We start from the raw sequence: 18,771 nt of genomic DNA on the forward strand, positions 1-18,771 counted from the left end.
GTGACCCCGACTGCTGAGGTCGGCCGACCGGGGTTTCGGCATTGGGTTTCGAGCGGCCGTGTGGCTGCTGATAACGCGCCGGGTTCCACCGACCAGGTCGTTGCCAATAACGTTGTATGGATGACCGGCCGCATCGCCATCGATGACACCGCACCGCACGTCCCCGGCGGCTACCCGGCGAAGGCCGTGGTCGGGGAGGTTTTCCCGGTGCGGGCCGTGGTGTGGCGCGACGGGCACGGTGCGGTCGGCGCCACGCTGGCGGTCCGGGGCCCGGGCTCGTCCCGGTCGGTGCGGATGCCGATGACCCCCGATTACGAACCCGATGTCTTCAACGGCGTCTTCACTCCCACCGGGCCCGGGGTGTGGCATTTCCGGGTCGAGGGCTGGGCCGATTCCGTCGCGACCTGGCGGTCGGCGGTGGAGGCGAAGCTGGCGGTCGGGCAGAGCGCTGCGGATCTGGACAACGATCTGGAGCTCGGCGCCCGGTTGCTGGACCGGGCGGCCCAGGCGGTGCCGAAGAAGGAGTTCGAGCGGCTGCGGGCAGCCGCGGCGGCATTGCGCGGCGACGAACCGCTCCCGGCGCGGGTGGCCCCGGCGTTCACCGACGAGATCACCGAGATCCTGCGCCGTGCACCACTACGGGATCTACTCACGCGCGGACCGCAGTATTCAGTCCTGGTGGAGCGTCCGCGGGCGCGTACCGGGTCGTGGTACGAGTTCTTTCCCCGCTCGACCGGCGGGCACGACACCGAGGGCGTCCCGGTGCACGGCACCTTCGCGACCGCGGCGAACGAACTGCCGCGGATCGCGGCGATGGGTTTCGATGTGGTCTATCTGCCGCCGATCCACCCCATCGGCGCGGTGAACCGGAAGGGCCGCAACAACGCGATCACGGCAGGCCCGGACGATGTCGGCTCCCCGTGGGCGATCGGTTCGGCCGAGGGCGGTCACGACGCGTTCCATCCTCGGCTGGGTTCCGAATCCGATTTCCGCGCCTTCGTCGGCGCGGCGGCCGAACTCGGCCTGGAGGTCGCGCTGGATCTGGCACTGCAGTGCGCGCCGGACCATCCGTGGGTGAGCGCGCACCCGGAATGGTTCACCACCCTGCCCGACGGCACCATCGCCTACGCCGAGAATCCGCCCAAGAAGTACCAGGACATCTATCCGCTCGAATTCGACAACGATCCCGACGGCCTCTACGCCGAGGTGTTGCGTGTGGTGCGATACTGGATCGAGCTGGGGGTGAAGATTTTCCGGGTCGACAACCCGCACACCAAACCGGCCGACTTCTGGGAGTGGCTGATCACCGCAGTGCGACGGACCGACCCGGACGTGATCTTCCTAGCCGAGGCGTTCACCTATCCGGCGCGCCTCTACGGTCTCGCACGACGCGGCTTCAGCCAGTCCTATACCTATTTCACCTGGCGCACCCACAAACACGAGCTCACCGAATTCGGTTCGGAACTCGCCGCCAAAGCCGACGAAGCCCGACCCAACCTCTTCGTCAACACACCCGACATCCTGCACGAGAGCCTGCAGCACGGCGGCCCGGGAATGTTCGCGATCCGGGCGGTGCTGGCCGCGACCCTCGGCCCCAGCTGGGGGGTGTACTCGGGTTACGAACTGTTCGAGCACCAGGCTGTCCGCCCCGGAAGCGAGGAGTACCTGGATTCGGAGAAATACGAACTGCGACCTCGCCCGTTCGCCGAAGCCCGGGCCCGCGGCGAATCGCTGGAGCCGCTGCTCACCCGGCTCAACGAGATCCGCCGTCGGCATCCCGCGCTACAGCAGCTGCGATGTCTGCACTTCCACCACATCGACAACGACAATCTGCTCGCGTATTCGAAGATCGACCCCGCGACCGGTGACGCGGTACTGATGGTGGTCAACCTGAACCCCTTCACAACCGAACAGGGCACGCTGTCGCTGGATCTGCCCGCCGTCGGCCGGGAATGGCACGACCGCCCGGTGGTGCACGACGAGATCAGCGGCGAGCGATATCAGTGGGCGCAGTCCAACTACATCCGGCTCGACCCCGCCCACGCGGTCGCCCACCTCATCGCGCTGCCACCGGTCCCCCATCACGCCCGTGCCGCTCTCGCGTACCGGCGCGATTTCCGGTGACCGCGTAATGGACCGTCGCGACCTGTTGCTCCTCGCAGCCGGCAGTCACCCCGATCCGCATACGGTGCTCGGCGCGCACCCGCAGCCCGACGGCACCGTCGTCCGGGTGCTGCGACCGGCCGCGGAATCGGTGTCGGTACTGGTCGGCGGTGTCGATCATCGGCTGGAATCGGTGGGCCACGGGGTATTCGCCGCCGTCCTGCCGTACCCGGAACTCCTGGACTACCGCATCGTCACCGTGCACCCCCACCTTCCGGCCACCGTCGCCGCCGACGGCTACCACTTCCTGCCCACCCTCGGCGATCTCGACCTGCACCTCATCGGCGAAGGCAGGCACCAGCGGCTGTGGGAAGTTCTCGGCGCGCACCCGCGCACCCACCGCGGCCTGGACGGGGAGGTCCGAGGTGTCTCGTTCGCGGTCTGGGCGCCGAACGCCCGCGGCGTTACCGTATTCGGCGATTTCGACCACTGGCAGGGCGGTACCTGGCCGATGCGCACGCTCGGGCAGTCGGGAGTCTGGGAGGTTTTCGTACCCGGCGCGGCGCCCGGGGACCGCTACAAGTACCGCGTGTACGGAGCCGACGGCCGGCGGGCCGATCACGCCGACCCGGTCGCCTTCGCTGCCGAGGTCCCGCCGGCCACCGCCTCCGTGGTGGCCGAATCCGGGCATCGGTGGACCGACCACAGCTGGATCACCGCCCGTGCCCACACCGATCCGGCGCGCTCCCCTTTCAGCGTTTTCGAACTCCATCTCGCGTCCTGGCGACCGGGCCTGGGTTACCGCGAACTCGCTGTCGAACTGAGTGCGTACGTGCGCGGCCTCGGCTTCACCCACGTCGAATTGCTCCCGGTCGCCGAGCACCCCTTCGGCGGGTCGTGGGGATACCAGGTCACCTCGTACTACGCCCCCACCTCACGCTTCGGTAGTCCGGACGATTTCCGTGCCTTCGTCGACCGTATGCACGCCGACGGTATCGGCGTCATCCTCGACTGGGTACCCGCGCATTTCCCGCGCGACGCCTGGGCGTTGGCCCGTTTCGACGGCGCCCCGCTCTACGAACATCCGGACCCGCGCCGCGGCGAACAGCCGGAATGGGGCACCTATGTCTTCGATTACGGGCGCCCCGAAGTACGCAATTTCCTGGTCGCCAATGCCCGGTTCTGGATCGAGGAGTTCCATATCGACGGGCTCCGCGTCGACGCGGTCGCGGCCATGCTGTACCTCGACTACGCACGACCCGGCAGCGACTGGGAGCCGAATATCCACGGCGGCCGCGAGAATCTGGAGGCGGTCGCCTTCCTCACCGAACTGAACGACAGCCTGCACGGCTCATATCCGGGTGTCGTCACCATCGCCGAGGAATCCACCACCTGGGCAGGTGTCACCCGGGCCACGGAAGTCGGCGGGCTCGGCTTCTCCATGAAGTGGAATATGGGCTGGATGCACGACACCCTCGGCTATCTGAGCCGCGATCCGGTGCACCGCACCTGGCACCACAACGAGATCACCTTCTCGCTCATGTACGCCTGGAGCGAGAATTATGTGCTGCCCGTCAGCCACGACGAGGTCGTGCACGGCAAAGGCACGCTGTGGACCCGGATGCCCGGCGACGAGTTCGCCAAAGCCGGCGGCGTCCGCGCACTACTCGCCTATATGTGGGCCCACCCCGGTAAGCAACTGCTGTTCATGGGCCAGGAGTTCGGGCACTACCGCGAGTGGTGGCACGACCATGGTCTCGACTGGCACGAGCTGGAAAATCCACTGCACCGCGGTATCCAACTGCTCGTCGCCGACCTCAACCGTGTCTACCGCGACCATCCCGCCTTGTGGAGCCAGGACACCACCCCCGGCGGACATTCCTGGATAACCGCCGACGACCGGGAGAGCAATGTCCTGGCCTTCCTCCGGCACGGCGCCGACGGATCCACTGTGGCCTGTATCTGCAATTTCTCCGGCACCGCCTACACCGACTACCGGATCGGACTGCCCGCGGCCGGCGACTGGCTCGAGATCCTTAACACCGACGCACTCGAATACGGCGGCACGGGTTCGGGCAATCTCGGTGTAGTCCACGCCGACGACACGAGCTGTCACGACCGCCCAGCCTCGGCCGCGCTCACGCTGGGCCCACTCAGCGTCATCTGGCTGTGTTTATTTGCCCCGCCTGCGGCGGGGCTGTCGGGGCCCTATTAACCCCGGTTCTTCACTCCTGCGCTCAGTCGCTGCGCTCCTTCGCTTCGTCGCTCCAGAACCGGGGCGGGCCCCGACCACCAATGCTGACCATCCGGAAAAGACGGAGGTCAACTGACCCGTCGCAGTCACCGCCCTCGATGCCCGGGAAGGACGGCTGGTCGAGAAGGTGGGCGGCCGCGAGATTCTGCGGGGATGCCGGAAGCGTGGGATCCGGTAGAACGGCACTGCGGTTGTCGGCGACCAGGGACTGATTCGGTCGCAGCCGTAGATGTCGAGGGTCGCCGTCGAACACCACGGATCGGGGATGCGAGCCAGCGGTGATCGACAGCGCGAGCGAGCCACATCCCGACCGAGCCTCGAACAAGACGCAACCCCATGAGTCGAGTCTTACGAGACACCCCAAAGGGTTGAGGCCGTCTCGCCGTTCAGGCCTCGCAGCGCATGCGACGTGCGGTCGGCCATCCGATGGACCGACCGTTGAGCACCTTCGGCCGAGGTGAACCCACCCAGGCCAGGGTGCGAGTCACGAGGCCTGAACGGCGAGACTTCAGGGCCTCAACCCCCGCGCGCGCCAGCGCGCCGAAAACACAGCCGCCGCAGGCGGCGCCATCAGTACAGCGCGGTTGCGAGCTTGCGGCGGGCCGCCACGACGAAGGGTTCCGCCTGGTCGAAGAGTTCGAACAGTTCCAGCAGGCGGGTACGCGCCGCGGTGCGCTCGTCGCCGGCAGTCCTGGCCACCAGCCCGATCAGCCGATCGAATGCGGCCTCGGGTCGCTGCTGGAACAGCTCCACATCGGCGGCGTCGAAGGCGGCGGCGACATTGCCCGGGTCGGCGTCGGCGGTGGCGATCGCCGATTCCGGCAGTTCTTGAGCGCGGCCCACGAACTCGAGCTGTCGGAGCGCGGCTTTGGCCTCGGCATTGCCGGGCTCCTGGGCGAGGATCGATTCGTAGGCCGATTTCGCGCCTGCGAGATCTCCCTGGTCCAGCAGCGCCTCGGCTGCGGCGAACCGCGGGTCCTCGGGTTGTTCCTGGGGCGCGTCCGGGTCACCTTCGAGCTTGCCGTCCACCGCCTGCACCACTGCGGTCAGCCACTGCGATACCTGAGCTTCGGGCTGGTTTCCCTGGAAGTCGGCCAGCGGCTGTCCGCCCGCGACGGCGATCACCGTGGGAATGCCCTGGACCCCGAATGCCTGCGCGATGCGCATATTGCTCTCGGCCTCGACGGCGGCGAAATCCCAGGCACCGCCTGCCTCGCCCACCAGGCGTTCGAGCAGCTGCACCAGCTCGATGCTGCCGGGACTGCGCTGCGAGTACAGCGCCACCACCACCGGCACCTGGGCGGAGCGGTGCAGCACCTTGGTCTCGAAATCCGCCTCGGTGACCGTATGGTCGCCCACGGCGACAGCCGGCGCACTCGCGGGCGGCTGTTTCAGGGCAGACAGGTCGACCGCCCCGGACATGGCGGCGGCTGCGGCGGGTGAAGGACGGCGGGATGCTGGTCGAGTCACAGGTTCCAGTTTGTCACGAGGAGGCCGCGAGAGTCTTCGGGGACTCGGTGATTCCGGGTGCGCTCAGCTCGCCCAGCTTGCCGGTGCGCACTGCCCACACCTCGAAGATCACGGTGAAGAACGGCGGGATGCTGGACAGCAGCGCGAGGACCGTGGTCTTCCAGTTCCATTCGAGCTCACGCGCGGCCAGCAGCGCGGTCAGCACGAACAGGACGAAGATGGCACCGTGTACCGGACCGAAGATCTTCACCCCGATCTCGTTGCCCTCGGCAGGAAGGTACTTGAAAGCCATTCCTACCAGCAGTCCCAGCCAGGACAGCGCCTCGAGCACCGCGAAGAATCGGAACCTGCCGGCAACGGTACGCAGACCAAGGAAGTTCATGCGCCCCATTGTGCCCTAGCCACTACGCGTCGTCGTAGTCGAACCGGTCACATCGGTCACCAAGGACAAACCAGACGGCCTATACCTTGACGATCAGCGCGTCACCCTGACCGCCACCGCCGCACAGTGCGGCCGCACCGATTCCGCCACCACGCCGCCGCAACTCCAGCGCCAGATGCAGCACGATCCGCGCACCCGACATCCCGAGCGGATGCCCGACCGCGATGGCACCACCGTTGACGTTCACCTTCGCCGGATCGATACCGAGCTTGCGGGTCGAGGCGATACCGACCGCAGCGAACGCTTCGTTGATCTCCACCAGATCCAGATCGGCCGGGGTGATCCCCTCCTTGGCACACGCCTTCGCGATCGCGTCGGCCGGCTGGTTCTGCAGGGTCGAATCGGGCCCGGCCACGACACCCGCCGCACCGATCTCGGCGATCCAGCTCAGCCCCAGCTCCTGCGCCTTGGTCTTGCTCATCACGACCACGGCGGCCGCCCCGTCGGAGATCTGCGAAGCCGACCCCGCGGTGATCGTCCCGTCCTTGCGGAACGACGGCCGCAACTTGGACAGCGATTCCGCGGTGGTATCGGCGCGGATCCCCTCGTCCCGGCTCACCACGACCGGATCACCCTTGCGCTGCGGCACCTCGACGGGTGCAACCTCGTCGTCGAACACCCCGTTCTTCCACGCGGCGGCCGCCCGCTGATGTGAAGCCGCAGCGAATGCGTCCTGATCGGCCCGAGTAATCGGATCGGCGTCGTTTCGCTGCTCGGTGAGCGCCCCCATCGCCTGATCGGTGAAGATATCGTGCAGCCCGTCGTAGGCCATATGGTCGCGCAGGGTCACGTCACCGTATTTGAACCCTTCACGGCTCTTCTCGAGCATATGCGGGGCGCGGCTCATCGATTCCTGCCCGCCCGCGACCACGATCTCGTACTCCCCGGCCCGGATCAGCTGGTCGGCCAGCGCGATCGCGTTGATCCCGGACAAGCAGACCTTGTTGAGCGTCAGCGCCGGAACATCCATAGGGATTCCGCCCGCCACGGCAGCCTGGCGGGCAGGGATCTGCCCCGCGCCCGCGGTGAGCACCTGACCCATGATCACGTAGTCGACCTGGTCGCCCCGGACACCGGCCTTCTCGAGCGCCGCGGCAATCGCGAAGCCGCCCAGATCCGAACCGCTGAAGTTTTTCAGGCCACCCAGCAGCCGGCCGATCGGGGTGCGGGCACCGGACACGATCACGGTGTTGGTCACGACGAGCCTCCTGTGTATATGGCGCCGCCTCCGGCGGCGCAGGGTCGGGGCCCTCGTGACCCCGGTTCTTCACTCCGCCGCTCAGTCGCTGCGCTCCTTCGCTCTGTCGCTCCAGAACCGGGGCGGGCCCCGACCACCGAGGCCGACCATCCGGAAGGGACAGAAGAAGTGTGAGGGTGGGATTCCGGGAGCCCGGGTACGCTCACGTCGCTGTTCGCGCCACGTGTTGCCCTGCCCCTGGACGCGGTCGGCACACGGCCGGTCGCAGCGTTCTCGCGCTCTGTCGCTCCGGAGCTCCGATCGCGAAACGACGTCGTCCGGAAAACGGCGCGGAGTGCGGGCGAAGGCAATCCCCGAGCGGCCGGAGGGCCCACAACACGGCAAGTGCTCATCGGCCTCCCTCTCGGCGTAGTTCTGCATGCGCTCGGCCGCGGCTCTCCTCGGCCCGCCAGGGCGGGCCATGACCACATGGTGGCGGGGTCCTGGAGTGGCCTCGACGCAGCTTCCGGGTTCGACCGGTCGGCTCACGATGCGGCCTCGCGGCCCACGCGCTACCGGGAAGCAACGCATGGCGCGGACTACTCCACGGTAGCTTGCGCCTTCCTCGGATCGAAGTGCAGGATGCGCAGATCACTCCGGCGAGATTTGATGGCAGCCGCCCTCCATTGGGTCCGATCCGGGTGGGTAAGCAACTGCGACACGATGGAACGCGCTACTTTCGAAGGGTGAGCACCGCTACCCCGTCATCAGAATTCATCCCCGCCGACTATGTCGTCGCAGTCGACCACGTCGGTATCGCCGTTCCGGATCTGGACGCCGCTGTCGCCTGGTACGCGGAGTATCTCGGCCTGGTAGAAACCCACCGCGAGGTCAACGAGGAACAGGGCGTTCAGGAGGCGATGCTGTCTGCGCCCGCCGCCGAGGACGATTCGACTGCTCTGCAGTTGCTGGCTCCGCTCGACGAAACCTCGACCATCGCGAAGTTCATCGATCGCAGTGGCCCCGGCCTGCAGCAGCTGGCTTTCCGTGTCACCGATATCGAGGCAGTTTCCGCATTTCTTCGCGATCGCGGCATCCGGCTGCTGTACGAGGCACCGCGACGCGGAACCGCCGACTCCCGTATCAATTTCGTCCACCCGAAGGATGCTGGCGGTGTGCTGGTCGAGTTACTGGAACCGGATCCGAATGTTACGCACTAGTATCAGGATCGGGCTGTAAGGAGACGCTCCGATAACATTCCCGGTCGGCTCACCATGCGCTGGTCTCAGGCTGTAGTTTGTTGGCCATGTCGTCACCCGAGTCCGATCGCAATCGCTTCGTTGCGCTGCCCTTCACCGTTGTGCGCAAGGGTTATGCGCAAGACGAGGTACGTAACTATTTCGACCGCTTCGATGCCGAGTTGCGGGTCACCGCCACCGACCGCGACGCCGCTGCCGCCCAGGCCCGGAACCTCGCCAGTCAGCTGGAAGACGCCCGCGACGAAATCGACGAGCTCCGTAAGGAAGTCGACCGGCTGTCCGTACCGCCGACCACCGCGGAGGGGATGAGCGACCGCATCTCCCGCATGTTGCGATTGGCCTCGGACGAGGCGTCCGAGGTTCGCGCCCTCGCCCAGGCCGAAGCCGCCGAGATGGTATCCATCGCCGAGCAGCAGGCCACCGAGATGCGCGGCAAGTATGAATCCTTGCTGGCCGAAACGAAGGAAAAGCGCGAAGCGCTGGAAATCGAATACGAGCAGACGCTGGCCAACGCTCGTACCGAATCCGCGAAGATCATCGAGGCCTCCCAGGCCGACGCCGAGCGTCTCGCCAAGGAGTCCGACGCCAAGCGTAAGGCCACGCAGCAGGACTTCGAGGTCACCATGGCGGAGCGGCGCACCAAGCTCACCCGCGCCATGGAGGAGCTGGAGGCCACCAGCCGCGCCGAGGCCGCACAGCGGATCAAGGACGCGACCGATGAGGCCAACCGCCTCATCACCTCCGCCACCCAGACCTCCGAGCGCAAGATCGCGCACGCGAAGGAACTGGCAGAGGAGATGCGGGTGCTGCGCGGCCGGGTCCTGGCCCAGCTGCTCGGCATCCGTGGCCAGCTCGATTCGGTGCCCGCCATGCTCGCCGCCGTCAACCGGGAGAGCGAACTGCTCGACGGTGTGCCGGAGCAGTCGCGTAAGTCCATCGGCAGCGGCCAGAACAAGTCGGTGAACGGTCCGCGTCAGAAGGCCATCCCCGAGGTGAGCTCCGAAGACGAATCCGACGATATCGTCGAGGACGAGCGCGAGAACGCCGACATCAGCCGCTGAGCTCCTGTCGGAACGTACCTGGCGACACAACAAGACGATCCGAAGGCCGCCCCCACGGGGGCGGCCTTCCTCATATCCCGGATATCCCGGCCACCCATCGGAGGCCGTCCGGACGCGGTGATCGGTCGACGACCCCGGCCTGTCCGGCGGTAGCCGTGGCGATCGTGACCATCCGGCCGAGACCGCCCGGCAAGGCCCATATCACCGAGAGCCAGGCCGGCCACCGGCTCACGCGCCCGGAGCTCGATGCGTTCTTCGCCCAGAAGCAGGCGCTCCCCAGCCGGGGACTTCGAGGTGATCCACGCGGACCCGGGCGCGCTGCGGGGATGTTCGGCGGGCTCTCCTCCCGCCGCGACATCTCAGAAGAACTCAGCCGGCACTCGGACTCCCTAGCCCCCGAATCCGGCGTTCGTCTCAGGACCAGCGCCGGGTGATCCCGCGGGTCTGCCTGCCGTTCCAGCAGCCACTGTGCCAGTGCCGACGCTCGGTCTCACCACTACCGGCCGGCCACGCCACCACATGTGCGACGCCGGGCATGATCTCGTGATCGCAGCCCGGGCAGCGGTACCGTTTGACCGCACGCGCTCCGGGAACGGTGCGGACGATGTACTGGTCGCCCTCCGGCCCCGATTCGGTTCGCCGGTAGACATCGCCCAGCCCGGTGCCCGTCCGCTGCGACTCCGCGCGCGAGCGCGCGTTGCGCGGATTTCGTCGTGGCATGGCTCCAAGTCTAGAAGAGCCGGAATTCGTTGCTCTCGGTCCCACGTAGGGCGTTGTAATCGAGCGTGAGGCAGCGGATCCCGCGATCCTCGGCCAGCGTTCTCGCCTGCGGCTTGATCTGCTGTGCCGCGAATACGCCGGCGACCGGCATCAGCAGCGGGTCCCTGTTCAGCAACTCCAGGTACCGGGTTAGCTGTTCGACTCCGTCGATCTCGCCGCGGCGCTTGATCTCCACGGCCACGGTCCCCCCCGCCGCGTCCCGGCAGAGCAGATCCACCGGCCCGATCGCGGTCATGTATTCCCGCCGGATAAGGCTGTAGCCGGAGCCCAGGGTTTCCACGTGCTCGGCCAGTAGTTCCTGCAGATGCGCTTCGACGCCGTCCTTCACCAGGCCGGGATCGACCCCGAGTTCATGGCTGGAATCGTGCTCGATCTCCTCGATCGCGATCCGCAGTTCCTCTCCCGCCTTGTTCGTCACCACCCAGAGCGCTTTCAATGTCTCCGCGGCCGCGTCAGGGGTCCGCTCGTCCAACCAGCACGGCGGGCTCATCCAGTTCAGCGGTTTATACGACCCGCCATCGGAATGCACCAGCACCGACCCGTCCGCTTTGATCATCAGCAATCGGCGAGCCATCGGCAGATGAGCGGTGAGCCGCCCGACATAGTCGACCTGGCAACGAGCAATCACGAGGCGCATCCGGAAGAGTCTAGGCGCTACCGAGGCGCCCCGATCACAGCGGAGGGTCCGCACTGCGTTCTCTTCCACAGGATCGGGAAGCGCTCGTCCCCGCATCACGAGATCACCAGCGGCAACGATCACGGTATCCAGGCGACAAAGGCGCCGACAGCCGTACCCACCGCGAGAATCGAGCCCGCCGAGAGGTCGACGCCGACGGCATTCCGGCCTCGACCGCCCCACCCCGCACGCCACTGGCGCAACGTCCCCCGAGCCCGAACCGCAGGCCGACTTGTAGCCGGCACCTCATCCGGCCACAGCATCGGCCGCCCGGGCTCACTGTCCCGCAGACCGAGTGAGTACCTGCCCGAATACCACCCCACCACTGTGCCCCGACGCTAGTCGAGATACAGCGAACTTACTCCGAAAAGCACTTCAGGGGCCCACAATTGTGGGCCCCTGAAGGGAATTATGTTCCGGCGGTGTCCTACTCTCCCACACCCTGTCGAGTGCAGTACCATCGGCGCTGGCAGGCTTAGCTTCCGGGTTCGGAATGGGACCGGGCGTTTCCCTGCCGCTATAACCGCCGTAACTCTATGAAACTATCCACAGAGAGCCACTCCCTTTCTTCGAACCCGGAACCACAGGGTATAAACCCCGGCCCAGAATTCTGGAGTGTCTTCTGTATCTGTGTGTTGTTTCAGATACTGCACAGTGGACGCGTAGCAATCTTTGTTCAGTAAGCCCTCGGCCTATTAGTACCGGTCACCTCCACACGTTACCGTGCTTCCAGTTCCGGCCTATCAACCCCATGGTCTGTAGGGGGCCTTAACCACTCTAGGTGGTGGGAAACCTCATCTTGGAACAGGCTTCCCGCTTAGATGCTTTCAGCGGTTATCCCTTCCGAACGTAGCCAACCAGCCGTGCCCCTGGCGGGACAACTGGCACACCAGAGGTTCGTCCGTCCCGGTCCTCTCGTACTAGGGACAGCCTTCCTCAAGTTTCCAACGCGCGCGGCGGATAGAGACCGAACTGTCTCACGACGTTCTAAACCCAGCTCGCGTGCCGCTTTAATGGGCGAACAGCCCAACCCTTGGGACCTACTCCAGCCCCAGGATGCGACGAGCCGACATCGAGGTGCCAAACCATCCCGTCGATATGGACTCTTGGGGAAGATCAGCCTGTTATCCCCGGGGTACCTTTTATCCGTTGAGCGACACCGCTTCCACTTGCCGGTGCCGGATCACTAGTCCCGACTTTCGTCCCTGCTCGACCTGTCAGTCTCACAGTCAAGCTCCCTTGTGCACTTGCACTCAACACCTGATTGCCAACCAGGCTGAGGGAACCTTTGGGCGCCTCCGTTACATTTTGGGAGGCAACCGCCCCAGTTAAACTACCCACCAGGCACTGTCCCTGAACCAGATCATGGTCCGAGGTTAGAGGTCCAATACGATCAGAGTGGTATTTCAACGATGACTCACCGAACACTGGCGTGCCCGTTTCATAGTCTCCCACCTATCCTACACAAACCGTACCGAACACCAATACCAAGCTATAGTGAAGGTCCCGGGGTCTTTTCGTCCTGCCGCGCGTAACGAGCATCTTTACTCGTAGTGCAATTTCGCCGAGTCTGTGGTCGAGACAGCTGAGAAGTCGTTACGCCATTCGTGCAGGTCGGAACTTACCCGACAAGGAATTTCGCTACCTTAGGATGGTTATAGTTACCACCGCCGTTTACCGGGGCTTAAATTCTCAGCTTCGCGCCGAAGCGCTAACCGGTCCTCTTAACCTTCCGGCACCGGGCAGGCGTCAGTCCGTATACATCGTCTTACGACTTCGCACGGACCTGTGTTTTTAGTAAACAGTCGCTTCTCACTGGTCTCTGCGACCACACCCAGCTCCCACCGTAAAGGCGTTCACCGGACATGGTCCCCCTTCTCCCGAAGTTACGGGGGCATTTTGCCGAGTTCCTTGACCACAGTTATCTCGATCGCCTTAGTATTCTCTACCTGACCACCTGTGTCGGTTTGGGGTACGGGCCGTGTACCAACTCACTAGAGGCTTTTCTCGGCAGCATAGGATCACTGAATTCGCCTCAATCGGCTACGCATCACCTCTCAGGCTATATGCTGTGCGGATTTGCCTACACAACGCCCTACAGGCTTACACCAGTACAACCACTGACTGGCCCAGCTACCTTCCTGCGTCACCCCATCGCTTGACTACTACACCCAGGGTCGTGCGCAGCCACTTCCAGCCTCCCGAAGGAGGTCCGTCCGCATTTGGGCACTTAGCACAGATGATTCGCCATTGGGCGCGGATACACGGGTACGGGAATATCAACCCGTTGTCCATCGACTACGCCTGTCGGCCTCGCCTTAGGTCCCGACTAACCCTGGGCGGATTAACCTGGCCCAGGAACCCTTGGTCATTCGGCGGACGAGTTTCTCACTCGTCTTTCGCTACTCATGCCTGCATTCTCACTCGCGCAGCCTCCACAACTGGGTCACCCCGCTGCTTCCCTGGCTACACGACGCTCCCCTACCCAGCCACACCACTGCACGCACCCCCGTAAGGATGCGCGGATGTATTGTGTGACTGCCGCGGCTTCGGCGGTGTACTTGAGCCCCGCTACATTGTCGGCGCAGGATCACTCGACCAGTGAGCTATTACGCACTCTTTCAAGGGTGGCTGCTTCTAAGCCAACCTCCTGGCTGTCTGCGCAATCCCACATCCTTTTCCACTTAGTACACGCTTAGGGGCCTTAGCCGGCGATCTGGGCTGTTTCCCTCTCGACTACGAAGCTTATCCCCCGCAGTCTCACTGCCGCGCTCTCACTCACCGGCATTCGGAGTTTGGCTGATTTCGGTAAGCTTGTAGGCCCCCTAGACCATCCAGTAGCTCTACCTCCGGTGAGAAACACGCGACGCTGCACCTAAATGCATTTCGGGGAGAACCAGCTATCACGGAGTTTGATTGGCCTTTCACCCCTACCCACAGCTCATCCCCTCAGTTTTCAACCTAAGTGGGTTCGGGCCTCCACGACGTCTTACCGTCGCTTCACCCTGGCCATGGGTAGATCACTCCGCTTCGGGTCTAGAACACGCGACTCAAACGCCCTATTCGGACTCGCTTTCGCTACGGCTACCCCACACGGGTTAACCTCGCCACATGCCACTAACTCGCAGGCTCATTCTTCAAAAGGCACGCCATCACCCACCACAGTAAACTGTGCACAGGCTCTGACGGATTGTAAGCGCACGGTTTCAGGTACTATTTCACTCCCCTCCCGGGGTACTTTTCACCTTTCCCTCACGGTACTAGTCCGCTATCGGTCACCAGGGAGTATTCAGGCTTACCGGGTGGTCCCGGCAGATTCACAGCAGATTTCACGGGCCCGCTGCTACTCGGGCACCCACTACAACAGAGAACATGTTTTCGCCTACCGGACTCTCACCGTCTACGGTTGGCCGTCCCAGACCAATTCAGCTAACACGAACTTTTCTGACTGTTGCTCATCACGGCAGTGACAAGAAAGTGAGCCCCACGACCCCACACGTGCAACGCCTGCCGGCTATCACACACGCATGGTTTAGCCTCATCCGCTTTCGCTCGCCACTACTCACGGAATCACATGTTGTTTTCTCTTCCTGTGGGTACTGAGATGTTTCACTTCCCCACGTTCCCTCCACACACCCTATATATTCAGGTGCGGGTAACACGACATCACTCGTGCTGGGTTTCCCCATTCGGACACCCTCGGATCACAGCTCGGTTGACAGCTCCCCGAGGCTTATCGCAGCCTCCTACGTCCTTCATCGGCTCCTGGTGCCAAGGCATCCACCGTACGCTCTTAAAAACTTACAAAACAAAGATGCTCGCGTCCACTGTGCAGTTCTCAAACAACACACCCACCCGAAACTTTCACCCGCACCAGCCGAAAACTTCGAAAAGCCCTCGCGGTATGACGGAGATCCGAGCGGATCGTATTATCTTGCCTGGAAAGAACGTCTGTTCTTTCAGGACCCAACAGTGTGTTGATATATCCACCACAACCGAGAACAGAGCCTCAGCCATACATGATAGAAGTTGTCAGCGTTCCACCCATGAGCAACCATCGGAAAACATTCGCTTCCGAAATGGCCTCTGCCAGGAACACACTCACCTCTGTGAGCCGTCCTGGAGAAATGCTCCTTAGAAAGGAGGTGATCCAGCCGCACCTTCCGGTACGGCTACCTTGTTACGACTTCGTCCCAATCGCCGATCCCACCTTCGACGGCTCCCTCCACAAGGGTTAGGCCACCGGCTTCGGGTGTTACCGACTTTCATGACGTGACGGGCGGTGTGTACAAGGCCCGGGAACGTATTCACCGCAGCGTTGCTGATCTGCGATTACTAGCGACTCCAACTTCACGGGGTCGAGTTGCAGACCCCGATCCGAACTGAGACCGGCTTTAAGGGATTCGCTCCACCTCACGGTATCGCAGCCCTCTGTACCGGCCATTGTAGCATGTGTGAAGCCCTGGACATAAGGGGCATGATGACTTGACGTCGTCCCCACCTTCCTCCGAGTTGACCCCGGCAGTCTCTCACGAGTCCCCGCCATTACGCGCTGGCAACATAAGATAAGGGTTGCGCTCGTTGCGGGACTTAACCCAACATCTCACGACACGAGCTGACGACAGCCATGCACCACCTGTACACCGACCACAAGGGGGCCTACATCTCTGCAGGTTTCCGGTGTATGTCAAACCCAGGTAAGGTTCTTCGCGTTGCATCGAATTAATCCACATGCTCCGCCGCTTGTGCGGGCCCCCGTCAATTCCTTTGAGTTTTAGCCTTGCGGCCGTACTCCCCAGGCGGGGTACTTAATGCGTTAGCTACGGCACGGATCCCGTGGAAGGAAACCCACACCTAGTACCCACCGTTTACGGCATGGACTACCAGGGTATCTAATCCTGTTCGCTACCCATGCTTTCGCTTCTCAGCGTCAGTTACTTCCCAGAGACCCGCCTTCGCCACCGGTGTTCCTCCTGATATCTGCGCATTTCACCGCTACACCAGGAATTCCAGTCTCCCCTGAAGTACTCTAGTCTGCCCGTATCGCCTGCAAGCTTAAGGTTGAGCCTCAAGTTTTCACAGATGACGTGACAGACCGCCTACAAGCTCTTTACGCCCAGTAATTCCGGACAACGCTCGCACCCTACGTATTACCGCGGCTGCTGGCACGTAGTTGGCCGGTGCTTCTTATACTCCTACCGTCACTTTCGCTTCGTCGGAGTCGAAAGAGGTTTACAACCCGAAGGCCGTCATCCCTCACGCGGCGTCGCTGCATCAGGCTTCCGCCCATTGTGCAATATTCCCCACTGCTGCCTCCCGTAGGAGTCTGGGCCGTGTCTCAGTCCCAGTGTGGCCGGTCGCCCTCTCAGGCCGGCTACCCGTCGTCGCCTTGGTAGGCCATTACCCCACCAACAAGCTGATAGGCCGCGGGCTCATCTTGCACCGATAAATCTTTCCACTCCCAGTCATGCAACTGGGAGTCATATCCGGTATTAGACCCAGTTTCCCAGGCTTATCCCAGAGTGCAAGGCAGATCACCCACGTGTTACTCACCCGTTCGCCGCTCGTGTACCCCGAAGGGCCTTACCGCTCGACTTGCATGTGTTAAGCACGCCGCCAGCGTTCGTCCTGAGCCAGGATCAAACTCTCCGTTGAAGACTCACAATCACACCCGAAGGCGCAATCAAAAGTACAAACTAGAGTCCGAAAACCTAGCAAAACAAATCGCCAGCTGGAATTTAGCTGACTTAAATGTTCGGCCTCCACACGGGGGTATGAAGAACCGAAACCAAATTAAATATTTGGCACTGACATTCATCAACACACTATTGAGTTCTCAAAGAACACACGCACACACTTTCTCGCGGCTTTTAAGCCGTTCGATCTGTGAGGCAACTTCTCAAGCTTAGCTCATCCGTTTTCCCGATTGCAAATCGGTGTCCCGGCCGAACCAGTGTGATAGCCAGGCGCTCATCGTCCTACCTCGTTTCCCTGGTCCCTCCGGCTCGGCGTTTCCGCCTTGCTCCGGGCCCCGGGTCGGTGTCCGTGTCGCTCTGACTTGGATAAAGTTACGTGGCATCTAATTCAATGTCAAATCGCCTGGTCAGGGCGACTTTTCGGCGACTGTTTCCGAGACCGTTTCCGAACCGGGGCCGCTGGGGACGGTCATGTCCCCGCTCCTACCCGTTTCACGTCGGCTCCGAGCGCCTGGAGTTTCTCTACGAAGTCCGGATACCCGCGGTCGATATGGAAAACGTCGTGTACTTCGGTGACCCCGTCGGCGACAAGGCCCGCCAGCACCAGACCGGCACCGGCCCGGATATCCGAGGACCAGACCGGAGCACTGGAGAGACGGGGAATACCGCGGACCACCGCATGATGACCATCTGTCCGCGCATCGGCGCCGAGCCGGATCATCTCCTCCACGAAGCGGAAGCGTGCTTCGAAGACGTTCTCGGTGATCATCGAGGTACCGTCCGCGATCGCCGCGAGGCCGATCGCCATCGGCTGCAGATCCGTCGGGAAACCGGGGAACGGCAAGGTGGAGAAGTTCACCGCGCGCGGGCGATCGGGCTGCACCACCCGGAAGCCCTCCGGTTCGAACGAGATCCGCGCGCCGGCCGAGCGCAGTTTGTCCAGAACCAAGGCCAGATGCTGGGGGTTGACCCCCGTCACCCGCACGTCACCCATGGTCATGGCGGCGGCGATACCCCAGGTCGCGGCGACGATCCGGTCGCCGATCACCCGGTGCGTGATCGGCGACAGCCGTTTCACACCGTGAATGGTGAGCACCGAGGTGCCCGCACCACGGATGCGGGCACCCATCTGGGTGAGCATGGTGCACAGATCGACGATGTCGGGCTCGCGGGCGGCGTTGTCGATGACTGTCTCCCCCTGCGCCAGCACCGCGGCCATGAGGATGTTCTCGGTCGCGCCGACCGACGGGAAGTCCAGGCGGATCCGCGCGCCCTGCAGCTCGTCGGCCCGGGCGACCACGCATCCGTGCTCGATCTCGCTGGTGGCGCCGAGCAGCCGTAGCCCGGCCTGATGCATATCCAGGGGCCGGGAACCGATGGCGTCGCCACCGGGCAGGGCCACCACCGCGCGCTTGCATCGGGCCATCAACGGGCCGAGTACACAGACCGAGGCCCGGAACTGCGTCACCGCCGGGAAATCCGCGTGATACTTGGGTTCGGGCGGGGTGTCGATGGTGACCACATCGCCGGTGATCGTGACATCACAACCGAGACCGCGCAGTACCTCTGCCATCAGCGGCACATCGAGAATGTCCGGGCAGTTCGTGATGGTGGTCGTGCCTTCGGTGAGCAGAGCAGCGGCCATCAGCTTCAGGACGCTGTTCTTGGCGCCTCCGACCGAGACCTCACCGACCAGCCGATTGCCGCCAGTTACCAAAAACCGTTCCATGCCGCCTCTCCGAGTATTCGGCGCACCAGTGAGTGCAAGGATAGAGCGCCCGCGATCGCATCCCGCCGCCGGTCGAGACAACGCCGAACCGCCGCGCGCGGCAGCTCCACGACCCGATCACCAG

Annotated in this window: 10 protein-coding genes and 3 rRNA genes; 4 read left to right on the forward strand and 9 right to left on the reverse strand. The window is 63.6% G+C overall.

Features of this window, described 5'->3' with window-relative positions; translation table 11 throughout:
• Positions 1 to 120: 120 nt before the first annotated feature.
• A complete protein-coding gene (locus tag OG405_RS20975; protein ID WP_327148177.1) occupies positions 121 to 2,124 on the forward strand; it encodes an alpha-1,4-glucan--maltose-1-phosphate maltosyltransferase in 2,004 nt (667 codons plus the stop codon).
• A 7-nt stretch (positions 2,125 to 2,131) separates the two neighbouring features.
• The gene (gene glgB, locus OG405_RS20980; protein WP_327148178.1) at positions 2,132 to 4,318 is read left to right on the forward strand and encodes a 1,4-alpha-glucan branching protein GlgB; all 2,187 of its coding nucleotides are present in this window, start codon (positions 2,132 to 2,134) and stop codon (positions 4,316 to 4,318) included.
• A gap of 609 nt (positions 4,319 to 4,927) precedes the next feature.
• Here the strand turns inward: glgB and OG405_RS20985 are convergent.
• The 3 genes from OG405_RS20985 to OG405_RS20995 form a co-directional block, all read right to left on the reverse strand.
• Complete coding sequence (locus OG405_RS20985; protein ID WP_327152431.1) at positions 4,928 to 5,779, reverse strand: tetratricopeptide repeat protein; 852 nt, start codon at positions 5,777 to 5,779, stop codon at positions 4,928 to 4,930.
• A 61-nt stretch (positions 5,780 to 5,840) separates the two neighbouring features.
• Positions 5,841 to 6,209: a DUF3817 domain-containing protein gene (locus tag OG405_RS20990; protein ID WP_327148179.1), complete on the reverse strand. Its 369-nt coding sequence runs from the start codon at positions 6,207 to 6,209 to the stop codon at positions 5,841 to 5,843.
• Positions 6,210 to 6,288: 79 nt separating this feature from the next.
• The gene (locus OG405_RS20995; RefSeq protein ID WP_327148180.1) at positions 6,289 to 7,467 is read right to left on the reverse strand and encodes an acetyl-CoA C-acetyltransferase; all 1,179 of its coding nucleotides are present in this window, start codon (positions 7,465 to 7,467) and stop codon (positions 6,289 to 6,291) included.
• Positions 7,468 to 8,192: 725 nt separating this feature from the next.
• On the opposite strand from OG405_RS20995, the gene mce reads away from it, so the two are divergent.
• Both mce and OG405_RS21005 read left to right on the forward strand, forming a co-directional pair.
• On the forward strand, positions 8,193 to 8,666 hold the full coding sequence (mce, locus tag OG405_RS21000; protein WP_327148181.1) for a methylmalonyl-CoA epimerase: 474 nt from the start codon (positions 8,193 to 8,195) through the stop codon (positions 8,664 to 8,666).
• Between the two features lie 86 nt (positions 8,667 to 8,752).
• Positions 8,753 to 9,766, forward strand: a complete 1,014-nt coding sequence (locus OG405_RS21005) for a hypothetical protein (protein ID WP_327148182.1) — start codon at positions 8,753 to 8,755, stop codon at positions 9,764 to 9,766.
• A gap of 414 nt (positions 9,767 to 10,180) precedes the next feature.
• Here the strand turns inward: OG405_RS21005 and OG405_RS21010 are convergent, their stop codons facing one another.
• The 6 genes from OG405_RS21010 to murA form a co-directional block, all read right to left on the reverse strand.
• A complete protein-coding gene (locus OG405_RS21010; RefSeq protein ID WP_327148183.1) occupies positions 10,181 to 10,486 on the reverse strand; it encodes an ATP/GTP-binding protein in 306 nt (101 codons plus the stop codon).
• 10 nt (positions 10,487 to 10,496) lie between these two features.
• Positions 10,497 to 11,183, reverse strand: coding sequence for an endonuclease NucS (gene nucS / locus OG405_RS21015; protein WP_327148184.1), 687 nt, complete (start codon positions 11,181 to 11,183; stop codon positions 10,497 to 10,499).
• Positions 11,184 to 11,636: 453 nt separating this feature from the next.
• Positions 11,637 to 11,753 (reverse strand): 5S ribosomal RNA (gene rrf / locus OG405_RS21020).
• Positions 11,754 to 11,897: 144 nt separating this feature from the next.
• Positions 11,898 to 15,029 (reverse strand): 23S ribosomal RNA (locus OG405_RS21025).
• A 331-nt stretch (positions 15,030 to 15,360) separates the two neighbouring features.
• Positions 15,361 to 16,877: ribosomal RNA gene (locus tag OG405_RS21030) — 16S ribosomal RNA — on the reverse strand.
• The 16S, 23S and 5S rRNA genes sit together here, the layout of an rRNA operon.
• Before the next feature lie 510 nt (positions 16,878 to 17,387).
• Positions 17,388 to 18,647 carry a UDP-N-acetylglucosamine 1-carboxyvinyltransferase gene (gene murA / locus OG405_RS21035; RefSeq protein ID WP_327148185.1) on the reverse strand — a complete coding sequence of 420 codons (1,260 nt, stop codon included), beginning with the start codon at positions 18,645 to 18,647 and terminating at the stop codon, positions 17,388 to 17,390.
• Positions 18,648 to 18,771 lie beyond the last annotated feature (124 nt).

This window comes from Nocardia sp. NBC_01329, assembly GCF_035956715.1.
Taxonomy (GTDB): domain Bacteria; phylum Actinomycetota; class Actinomycetes; order Mycobacteriales; family Mycobacteriaceae; genus Nocardia.

Bases quoted from the DNA above. Each gene is read 5' to 3' on its own strand.
- glgB (WP_327148178.1), top strand. From the start codon at position 2,132: ATGGACCGTCGCGACCTGTTGCTCCTCGCAGCCGGCAGTCACCCCGAT.
- OG405_RS20975 (WP_327148177.1), top strand. From the start codon at position 121: ATGACCGGCCGCATCGCCATCGATGACACCGCACCGCACGTCCCCGGC.
- OG405_RS21010 (WP_327148183.1), bottom strand. From the start codon at position 10,486: ATGCCACGACGAAATCCGCGCAACGCGCGCTCGCGCGCGGAGTCGCAG.
- OG405_RS21005 (WP_327148182.1), top strand. From the start codon at position 8,753: ATGTCGTCACCCGAGTCCGATCGCAATCGCTTCGTTGCGCTGCCCTTC.
- nucS (WP_327148184.1), bottom strand. From the start codon at position 11,183: ATGCGCCTCGTGATTGCTCGTTGCCAGGTCGACTATGTCGGGCGGCTC.
- OG405_RS20990 (WP_327148179.1), bottom strand. From the start codon at position 6,209: ATGAACTTCCTTGGTCTGCGTACCGTTGCCGGCAGGTTCCGATTCTTC.
- OG405_RS20985 (WP_327152431.1), bottom strand. From the start codon at position 5,779: ATGTCCGGGGCGGTCGACCTGTCTGCCCTGAAACAGCCGCCCGCGAGT.
- murA (WP_327148185.1), bottom strand. From the start codon at position 18,647: ATGGAACGGTTTTTGGTAACTGGCGGCAATCGGCTGGTCGGTGAGGTC.